The sequence below is a fragment of the Microbacterium sp. genome (assembly GCF_035277845.1).
GTDB lineage: Bacteria > Actinomycetota > Actinomycetes > Actinomycetales > Microbacteriaceae > Microbacterium.
In genome coordinates this window covers 1-9,603 of record NZ_DATEJS010000170.1, presented here as the reverse complement: position 1 = coordinate 9,603, position 9,603 = coordinate 1, and the positions used below count along the sequence as shown (strand labels likewise).

General features: G+C 69.1%; 9 protein-coding genes. All 9 read right to left on the bottom strand.

Annotated elements, in window-relative coordinates; all coding sequences use genetic code 11:
• Window positions 1-165: 165 nt before the first annotated feature.
• Window positions 166-3,684 carry a DNA polymerase III subunit alpha gene (dnaE, locus tag VJR25_RS07280; protein ID WP_324114062.1) on the bottom strand — a complete coding sequence of 1,173 codons (3,519 nt, stop codon included), beginning with the start codon at window positions 3,682-3,684 and terminating at the stop codon, window positions 166-168.
• 68 nt (window positions 3,685-3,752) lie between these two features.
• Complete coding sequence (locus tag VJR25_RS07275) at window positions 3,753-4,673, bottom strand: RluA family pseudouridine synthase (protein ID WP_324114060.1); 921 nt, start codon at window positions 4,671-4,673, stop codon at window positions 3,753-3,755.
• A 1-nt stretch (window position 4,674) separates the two neighbouring features.
• On the bottom strand, window positions 4,675-5,262 hold the full coding sequence (locus VJR25_RS07270; RefSeq protein ID WP_324114058.1) for a signal peptidase II: 588 nt from the start codon (window positions 5,260-5,262) through the stop codon (window positions 4,675-4,677).
• Between the two features lie 8 nt (window positions 5,263-5,270).
• Complete coding sequence (locus tag VJR25_RS07265; protein WP_324114056.1) at window positions 5,271-5,876, bottom strand: DivIVA domain-containing protein; 606 nt, start codon at window positions 5,874-5,876, stop codon at window positions 5,271-5,273.
• Between the two features lie 102 nt (window positions 5,877-5,978).
• Window positions 5,979-6,278: a YggT family protein gene (locus VJR25_RS07260; protein ID WP_324114054.1), complete on the bottom strand. Its 300-nt coding sequence runs from the start codon at window positions 6,276-6,278 to the stop codon at window positions 5,979-5,981.
• Between the two features lie 60 nt (window positions 6,279-6,338).
• Window positions 6,339-6,809 carry a cell division protein SepF gene (locus VJR25_RS07255; protein ID WP_324114053.1) on the bottom strand — a complete coding sequence of 157 codons (471 nt, stop codon included), beginning with the start codon at window positions 6,807-6,809 and terminating at the stop codon, window positions 6,339-6,341.
• A 32-nt stretch (window positions 6,810-6,841) separates the two neighbouring features.
• Complete coding sequence (locus tag VJR25_RS07250) at window positions 6,842-7,552, bottom strand: YggS family pyridoxal phosphate-dependent enzyme (protein WP_324114051.1); 711 nt, start codon at window positions 7,550-7,552, stop codon at window positions 6,842-6,844.
• 21 nt (window positions 7,553-7,573) lie between these two features.
• Complete coding sequence (gene ftsZ / locus VJR25_RS07245; RefSeq protein WP_324114049.1) at window positions 7,574-8,731, bottom strand: cell division protein FtsZ; 1,158 nt, start codon at window positions 8,729-8,731, stop codon at window positions 7,574-7,576.
• Window positions 8,732-8,905: 174 nt separating this feature from the next.
• On the bottom strand, window positions 8,906-9,603 hold a 698-nt coding region (locus tag VJR25_RS07240; protein WP_324114047.1), incomplete at its 5' end, for an FtsQ-type POTRA domain-containing protein.

Here is a 9,603-nt window from a genome sequence, read left to right as displayed (position 1 = left end):
CGGCGCGGCATCCTGGTCTCCGACGCGGTCCGCGTCGTTGTTGTCGTTGTCGTTCTGCGGCTCAGGCACAGCGTCTCCTTCTGTCGCTCCCGCTGCCGGGATCGCGGCGTGGACAGCTCCCGATCCTACCCGCGGGCGTGGTCCGATCCCCTGGACGGTTCGTCGTCAGCTGAGGCATGCGGGGCCGAGCAGCCCCTTGAGCTCGCCGTAGAGGTCCGCCGTGACGCGCACCGGCATGGGCACGTCGAACACCTTCGCGGTGCCGGCCCGATGCAGTCGCAGCGTCACCTCGGTGTCGCCCTGGTGACGTTCCAGCATCCGCGCCAGCTCGCCGACGAGGGCCTCGGTGGCGCGGTGCTCGGGGATCGTGAGCACCAGGGGGCCGGCGGCATCCATCGTCCCGAGGTCGGGGGCGAAGGCGGACTGCGCATGCAGGTTCATGCCGTCGTCGCGTCGGGAGACGCGGCCGCGCACCACGAGGATCGAATCCGCGATCAGCAGGGACTGGAACTCGGTGTACGTCTTGCCCATGAACATGACCGTCACCTCGCCCGAGAAGTCCTCGACCGTGATCATGCCGTACGGGTTGCCGCTCTGCTTGGCGACCCGGTGCTGCACGCTCGTCACGAGACCGGCGACGGTCACCTGGGCGCCGTCTTCGATGTCCTCGCTGGCGAGGAGGTCGTGGATCGACGTCGAGGCGTGCTTCGCAAGCGGCATCTCGAGCCCCGCGAGCGGATGGTCGGACACGTAGAGCCCGAGCATCTCGCGCTCGAACGCGAGGCGGTCCTTCTTCGTCCATTCCGGACGTTCCGGCACCTTCGCCGCCTGGGCCGGCTCGTCGTCGCCCCACAGGCTGTCGAAGTCGAAGCCGACCTCGCCGTTCGCTTCGCGGCGCTTGTCGATGACGGCCTGCTCGGTGGCATCCTCGTGGATCTCCATGAGGGCGCGGCGGGTGTCGCCGAACTCGTCGAACGCCCCGGCCTTGATGAGCGACTCCACGGTGCGCTTGTTGGCGACCGGCACCGGCACCTTGGCGAGGAAGTCGTGGAACGTCGTGAACGGCGCCTCCCGACGCGCGTCCACGATCGCCTCGACCACGTTCGCCCCGACGTTGCGCACGGCCCCGAGACCGAAGCGGATGTCCTCCCCCACGGCCGCGAAGTAGCGGATCGACGCGTTGACGTCCGGCGGCAGCACCTTGATGCCCATGCGACGGCACTCGTTGAGGTAGACGGCCATCTTGTCCTTGGAGTCGCCGACGCTCGTCAGGAGCGCGGCCATGTACTCGGCCGGATAGTGCGCCTTGAGGTACGCGGTCCAGTACGACACCAGCCCGTACGCGGCAGAGTGCGCTTTGTTGAACGCGTAGTCGGAGAACGGCAGCAGGATCTCCCACAGCGCCGTGATGGCGGCCTCGCCGTAGCCGCGGTCGACCATGCCCTGGTGGAAGCCCTCGTACTGCTTGTCGAGCTCGGACTTCTTCTTCTTGCCCATCGCGCGCCGCAGGATGTCGGCCTGGCCGAGGCTGAAGCCGGCCACCTTCTGCGCGATCGCCATGACCTGCTCCTGATAGATGATCAGGCCGTAGCTGATGTCGAGGATGTCCTTGAGCGACTCCTCGAACTCGGGATGGATCGGGGTGATCGGCTGCTGCCCGTTCTTGCGCAACGCGTAGTTGATGTGCGAGTTCGCGCCCATGGGGCCGGGGCGGTACAGCGCGATGACGGCGGACACGTCCTCGAAGTTGTCGGGCTTCATGAGCCGCAGCAGAGACCGCATCGGTCCGCCGTCGAGCTGGAAGACGCCGAGCGTGTCGCCCCGGGTCAGCAGGTCGTAGGACTCCTCGTCGTCGAGGGGGAGGTCCTCGAGCACGAGCGGATGCCCGCGGTTGGCCTCGATGTTGTCGAGGGCGTCGTTGATGATGGTGAGGTTGCGCAGCCCCAGGAAGTCCATCTTGATGAGACCGAGGGACTCGCACGCCGGGTAGTCGAACTGCGTGACGATCTGCCCGTCCTGCTCGCGGCGCATGATCGGCACGATGTCCAGCAGCGGATCGCTCGACATGATGACGCCCGCCGCGTGCACGCCCCACTGCCGCTTCAGGTTCTCGAGCCCGACCGCCGTGTCGAAGACGGTCTTGGCCTCCGGGTCGCTCTCGATGAGGGCCCGGAACTCGGACGCCTCCTTGTAGCGCGGGTGGTCCTTGTCGAACATGCCGCCCAGCGGCATGTCCTTGCCCATCACGGCCGGGGGCATGGCCTTGGTGAGCTTCTCCCCCATGCTGAACGGGAAGCCGAGCACGCGGCCGGCATCCTTCAGCGCCTGCTTGGCCTTGATCGTGCCGTACGTGACGATCTGGGCGACGCGCTCGTCGCCGTACTTCTCGGTGACGTACTGGATCACCTCGGCGCGGCGGCGGTCGTCGAAGTCGACGTCGAAGTCGGGCATCGAGACGCGGTCGGGGTTGAGGAAGCGCTCGAAGATGAGGCCGTGCTGCAGCGGGTCGAGGTCGGTGATCTTCATGGCGTAGGCGGCCATGGATCCCGCGCCGGATCCGCGGCCGGGACCGACCCGGATGCCGTTGTTCTTGGCCCAGTTGATGAAGTCGGCGACGACCAGGAAGTAGCCCGGGAACCCCATCTGCGCGATGACGCCGCACTCGTAGTCGGCCTGCTTCTGCACCGCGTCGGGGATGCCGCCCGGGTAGCGCAGGTGGAGGCCCTTCTCGACCTCCTTGAGGAACCAGGTCTCCTCGGTCTCGCCCTCGGGCACCGGATAACGGGGCATGTAGTTGGCGGACGTGTCGAACTCGACGTTGCAGCGCTCGGCGATGAGCAGCGTCGAATCGCACGCCTCCGGGTGGTCGCGGAACACCTGGCGCATCTCGGCGGGCGTCTTGACGTAGTAGCCGTCGCCGTCGAACTTGAACCGGTTCGGGTCGTCGAGAGTCGAACCCGACTGCACGCACAGCAGGGCGGAGTGGCTGGTGGAGTCGTGCTGATGCGTGTAGTGCAGGTCGTTGGTGCCGACGAGCGGGATGCCGAGATCCTTCGCGATCTTGAGCAGATCGCCCATCACGCGCCGCTCGATGGAGAGGCCGTGGTCCATGATCTCGGCGAAGTAGTTGTCTTTGCCGAAGATGTCCTGGAACTCGGCGGCCGCGGCGCGCGCCGCGTCGTACTGGCCGAGGCGCAGACGCGTCTGCACCTCGCCGGACGGGCAGCCGGTGGTCGCGATGATGCCCTTGCCGTACTGGTTCAGCAACTCGCGGTCCATGCGGGGCTTGAAGTAGTAGCCCTCCATGCTCGCCCGGCTCGAGAGCCGGAACAGGTTGTGCATGCCCTCCGTGGTCTCGGACAGCAGCGTCATGTGCGTGTAGGCGCCCGAACCCGACACGTCGTCGCTGCTCTGCTCGGGCGTGCCCCAGCGGACGCGCGACTTGTCGGAGCGGTGCGTGCCGGGGGTGACGTACGCCTCGATGCCGATGATCGGCTTGACGCCGGCATCCTTCGCGGTCTTGTAGAACTCGTACGCGGCGAACGTGTTGCCGTGGTCGGTCACGGCGATCGCGGGCATGCCCTGCCGGGCGGCCTCCTGCACGAGCGGCCCGATGCGGGCCGCTCCGTCGAGCATCGAGTACTCGCTGTGCACGTGCAGATGAACGAAGCTGTCGGATGCCACGACTCCACCCTATGTCGACCCTCCGACGCTGCGCCGCCCCACCGGCGCGCCGCGTCGCCCCGGTGCGCCTACTCCTCGCGGAGCAGATCGAGCGCGTGCTGCAGGTCGGCGGGATAGATGGACTCGAAGCGCACCCACTCCCCCGTGCCCGGGTGCGTGAACGCGAGCTCGTGGGCGTGCAGCCACTGCCGCGCCAGCCCGAGCCGGGCCGACAGCGTCGGGTCTGCGCCGTACAGCGGGTCGCCCACGCACGGATGCCGGTGCGCGGCCATGTGCACGCGGATCTGGTGGGTGCGGCCGGTCTCGAGGTGGATCTCCAGCAGGGATGCCCCGCGGAACGCCTCGAGGGTCTCGTAGTGCGTCACGGAGTCCTTGCCGTCGGGCGTCACGGCGAACTTCCACGGATGCGACGGATGCCGGCCGATGGGTGCGTCGATGGTGCCCGACAGTGGATCCGGATGCCCCTGCACGACGGCGTGGTAGATCTTGTCGACCGTGCGGTCCTTGAACGCCTGCTTGAGGTCGGCGTACGCCCGGTCGGACTTGGCGACCACCATCAGTCCGCTGGTGCCGGCGTCGAGGCGGTGCACGATGCCCTGGCGCTCGACGGGACCGAGCCGGGCCACGTGCACGCCGGCGGCGGCGAGGGCCCCGAGCACGGTCGGCCCCTCCCAGCCGAGCGACGGGTGGGCGGCGACGCCGAGCGGCTTGTCGACGACGACGATGTCCGCGTCCTCGTGCACGATGCGGAGGTCGTCGACCGCGACCGGCTCGACCCGCGGCGGCTGCTTGGGCGTCCACGACACCTCGAGCCACGAGCCCGCACGGAGACGGTCGGACTTGCCGAGCGCGCCTCCGTCCGAGCTCACTCCGCCGGCGTCCGCGACCTCGGCCGCGAACGTGCGGGAGAACCCCAGCAGCTTCGCCAGCCCGGCGTCCACCCGCGTCCCGTCGAGGCCGTCCGGCACGGGCAGGGAACGGAACTCCACGTCAGCCCTCGTGCCGCGACGAGTCCGGCTGCTCGCCGCTCGGCGCGGATGCGTCGCTCGCGACGGCCCCGCGGCGGCGTTCACGGCTGCCGTCGAGCCGCACGCCGAGCAGCACGAGCAGGGCGACGCACACCATCATCGTCGTGATGAACATGTCGGCGACGTTGTAGATGGCCGGCATCATCCACGGCGTGAAGATGAAGTCGACCACGTGGCCGACCGCGAAGCCGGGCTCGCGGAACAGGCGGTCGGCGAGGTTGCCGAGCACGCCGCCGAGCAGCAGGCCGAGGATGATCGCCCAGGCGCGCGAGCGCACGCGGGTGACCGCGAGCCAGACGATGATGACCGCGACGATGCTGAGGGCGATCGTGAAGATCCAGGTGACGCCGGCGCCGAGGGAGAACGCGGCACCCGAGTTCTTGGTCAGGTAGAAGGTCAGGAAGTTCCCGATGACGTGGACCGGCTGCTCATAGGCCAGATCCGTCAGCGCGAGGTGCTTCGCGAACTGATCGGCGGCCAGCACCAGCACCGCGAGGATCGCGATGATGATGCCGGCCGCCGCAGCACGAAGCGGGGCACGGCCCGCCAAGGACCGGCCTACAGACCGACGGCCGAGACCGGCGTCGAGTTGGATCCAGCCGTGGTCGAGTCGAGGTCGCGCAGGTGACCCTCGATGAAGCCGCGCAGCTGCGCGCGGTAGTCGCGCTCGAACTGGCGGAGCTCGGTGATGCGGCCTTCGAGGACCGTGCGGTCCTTCTCGAGGCGGGCCATCTCCTCGCGCCCGCGGGCTTCGGCCTCGGAGACGATCGAGGCGGCCTGGGCCTGCGCCTCGGAGATGAGCTTGTCGCGCTGGGCCTTGCCCTCGGCGACGTGCTCGTCGTGCAGACGCTGGGCCAGCTCGATGATGCCGGCGCTCGCGGCGGCGGGCTCACCGCCGAGGCTCGGAGCGGGCTGCGGCGCCTTCTCGGGCTCCGGCGCCTTCTTCTCGGGCTCGGGAGCCGGAGCGGGGGCAGCCGCGGGGGCCTTCGCACCGGACTCGTACTCGGCGAGCTTGGCCTTCAGCTCCTCGTTCTCGGCAAGCGCCTTGCGCCACTCGACAACGATCTCGTCGAGGAAGTCGTCGACCTCGTCCGGGTCGAAACCCTCCTTGAACCGGACGTGCTGGAATTGCTTGGTGACGACGTCATCCGGGGTCAATGCCATGGTGATTCCTCTTTCGGTGGAGTCGGCAAGTCGATTTCGGGACACGGCCAAAAGGCGCGTTCGTCTTCAGCCAGCATAGCCGTGGGCGCGCAGATCCGGCATTCACCCTGCGACGCTTCGCGTCACGGCCAGCAGCACGAAGCACGCCAGCAGCACGACCGTGAACGAGAAGTCGATCGACGCCGGTCCGATGCGCACGGGACGGAGGACCCGGCGCACGAGACGGATGGGCGGATCGGTGAGCGTATAGGCGATCTCGGCGAGGATGAGCCCGAATCCGCGCGGGCGCCACTCGTGGTTGAACATCGGGATGTAGTCGAGGACCATCCGGGCGAGCAGCACGAGCACGTACAGCAGAAGGAGCAGGTTGACGATGCCTGCGACGAGCGAGACGACGCTCACGATCAGCTCCGGCCGCGACGGCAGCCGCGCCGAGCCTGCGCGGCCACCGCCGCGTCAGGATCAGCGCTGCTGGGCAAAGGGCGTCGCCTCGGGATCCGCCTGCGCGACGGCCCCGTCACCCGCGACCGTGACATTCTCGGGCGACAGCAGGAAGACCTTGCTGGTCACGCGCTCGATGCGGCCGTAGAGGCCCATCGACAGACCGCTGGCGAAGTCGATGAGGCGCCGGGCATCGGCGTCGCTCATCTGCGACAGGTTGATGATGACGGGGACGTTGTCCCGGAAGCTCTCGGCGATCACCTGCGCGTCGCGATACTGCTTCGGGTGCACCGTGAGGATCTCGCTCACGGCGGAGGGCGCGGGCTGACGCACGACGGCGGGTCGCTGGATCGGGGTCACCGGGGCCACCGGCTTCTCTGCGACAGGCTGCGACATGCGCGGCGCCGGCTTGACCGACTGCTGCTCTTCATAGATCTCTTCCTCGTCGGCGAGGCCGAGGTACACCATCGTCTTCTTGAGCGGGTTCGACATCGCATTCCTCCGTTTGCTCGTCTGTACCGAGGCTAATCGTGCACGGGTCGCGGACCCGTGATTGCCGAGCCGATCCGCAGGTGTGTCGCACCCGCCGCGATCGCCTCGACGAAGTCGCCGGTCATCCCGGCGGAGATCCAGGTGGCATCCGGCACCACCGCGCGCACGCGCTCGGCATAGCCGGCGAGGCGGGCGAAGGCGGGGGCTGCCTCTTCGTCGAGCGGTGCGACGGCCATCACCCCGCGCACGCGCAGGGATGCCGCGGCCGCGGCGAGCTCGGCGAGCTGCTCCAGTTCGGCGGGGGCGACGCCGCCGCGCCCCGCGTCGTCGGTCAGGTTGATCTGCAGCAGCACGTCGACCGGAACCGCGGGCGGCCGGCCGTCGGCGTCGTGCAGGGCACGATCCAGGGCGCCCACCAGCCGTGGCCGGTCGAGCGAGTGGACGGTCAGCGGCACGCGGGCTGCGACCTCCGCGAGCAGGCGCACCTTGTTGGTCTGCGCCTGGCCGATGAAATGCCAGCGGAGACCGTCGAGATCGTGGGCGGCATCCACCTTTCCGGCGAGCTCCTGCAGCCGGTTCTCGCCGACGTCGCGCACGCCCAGCGCGTGCAGGTCGCGGATGAGGTCGGTGGGGTGGAACTTCGTGACGACGATTCGCGTGAGGGAGGACGCGTCACGGCCCGCCGCGTGCGCCGCATCCGTGATGCGGGCGTCGACGTCGGCGAGCCGTGAAGCGAGATCCATGGTGCGCGGGACCGCCGGAGGCTACTTCAGGAAGTCGGGGATGTCGAGGTCGTCGTCGCCGAAGCCCGAGTCGAAGCGCGACGAGGTGGCGGCCTGCGTCACGCGCGGCTTCTCCTCCGGCGCGATCGGGGCGCGCTCGATGACGACGCTCTCCTCGTCGCTGCTCGTCTCGACGGCGATCTCCTGCGGCTCGACCCGGCGGCTGGGCACCACGTCGATGCGGGCCTGCGGCTCGCCACCGTCGAAGCCGGCCGCGATGACCGTGACGCGCACCTCGTCGCCGAGGGTGTCGTCGATCACGGTGCCGAAGATGATGTTGGCCTCGGGGTGCGCGGCCTCCTTCACCAGCTGCGCGGCGTCGTTGATCTCGAAGATGCCGAGGTTCGACCCACCCTGGATCGACAGCAGCACGCCGTGCGCGCCCTCGATCGAGGCTTCCAGCAGCGGGGACTCGACGGCGAGCTCCGCCGCCTTGATCGCGCGATCTGCTCCGCGGGCGGAGCCGATGCCCATGAGCGCGGACCCCGCGCCCTGCATGACGGACTTGACGTCCGCGAAGTCGAGGTTGATGAGACCGGGGGTGGTGATGAGGTCGGTGATGCCCTGGACACCGGCGAGCAGCACCTGGTCGGCGGTGGCGAAGGCCTCGATCATCGAGATGCCGCGGTCGCTGATCTCGAGGAGGCGGTCGTTCGGCACCACGATGAGGGTGTCGACCTCTTCCTTCAGGCGGGCGACGCCGGCTTCCGCCTGGCTCTGACGGCGACGGCCCTCGAACGAGAAGGGCTTGGTGACGACACCGATGGTGAGCGCGCCGATGGACTTGGCGATCTTCGCGACGACCGGGGCGCCGCCGGTGCCCGTGCCGCCACCCTCGCCCGCGGTGACGAAGACCATGTCCGCGCCCGCGAGCGCCTCCTCGATCTCCTCCGCGTGGTCCTCGGCGGCACGCCGACCCACTTCGGGATCGGCACCGGCCCCGAGCCCGCGCGTGAGCTCGCGCCCGACGTCGAGCTTGACGTCCGCGTCGCTCATCAGCAGAGCCTGGGCGTCGGTGTTGATGGCGATGAACTCCACCCCGCGCAGACCCAGCTCGATCATCCGGTTGACGGCGTTGACGCCGCCGCCCCCCACGCCAACCACCTTGATGACCGCAAGGTAGTTCTGGTTCTGGCTCATCCCGGCCTCCGTCTCGTCCCGAACCGTTTCAACCTTCAACCTCATCTAGAGGTTTAAAGAATTGCCGAGTATGCAATTCCCACGCCTTGAAGGTATGCGGATACGGCGCGGAATCCCGCGAACACGCGGGCGTGTCGCGCAAGTCCCGGGGCCGGAACGGCGACGCGGAGGCCGTCAGCGCACGACGACGGCGTCGGGGGCGGACACGTCGTACTGACGCACGCCCGACGGCGGGCGCGCTTTCATGACGGTCTCCAGGCGCACCACCTTGGCGACCATGTCGTCGGAGCTCCCCCACACGACCGTCGTGCCGGTCTTGCCGAGGGTGAAGGTGACGGCATCCGGGCTCTTCGCCGACACGGCGGTGACCTTGTCGCGGATGGATGCCGGCAGGGCCCGCATGACCTCGCCGATGGCCGCGAACGACTTCGAGTCGGTGCCGCCGTTCACGGTGATCAGCGCCACACCCGACGGCGCCGTCGGCGTGGTCGACAGCGCGACTCCGGCGGCATCGACGACGGTGTAGCCGGCAGCGGTCTTGAGGGCGCCGACCGGCGTGCGCTCGACGATCCGCACGACGAGGTCGTGCGGCGGGACCGCCTCGACCGTGTACGACTCGACCATCGGGAACCGGACGAGCGCCGCCTTGATCGCGCTCTCGTCGACGAGGGGGTAGGGGCGGCCGAGCTGGCTGGACAGCGCCTGCTCGACGGTGCCCGCGTTCAGCGTCCGGGTCCCCGTGACGTCGATGGTCTGCACGGCGAACAGCGGACTGTACGCGGCCGCCAGGCTTCCGCCGATCAGCACGGCGAAGGCGGTGCCGACGCCGATCCAGATGCGCCGTCGGCGGCGCTGCGCCGCCGTGAACCGGC

Bases quoted from the DNA above. Each gene is read 5' to 3' on its own strand.
- VJR25_RS07265 (WP_324114056.1), bottom strand. From the start codon at position 5,876: ATGGCATTGACCCCGGATGACGTCGTCACCAAGCAATTCCAGCACGTC.
- VJR25_RS07250 (WP_324114051.1), bottom strand. From the start codon at position 7,552: ATGGATCTCGCTTCACGGCTCGCCGACGTCGACGCCCGCATCACGGAT.
- VJR25_RS07255 (WP_324114053.1), bottom strand. From the start codon at position 6,809: ATGTCGAACCCGCTCAAGAAGACGATGGTGTACCTCGGCCTCGCCGAC.
- ftsZ (WP_324114049.1), bottom strand. From the start codon at position 8,731: ATGAGCCAGAACCAGAACTACCTTGCGGTCATCAAGGTGGTTGGCGTG.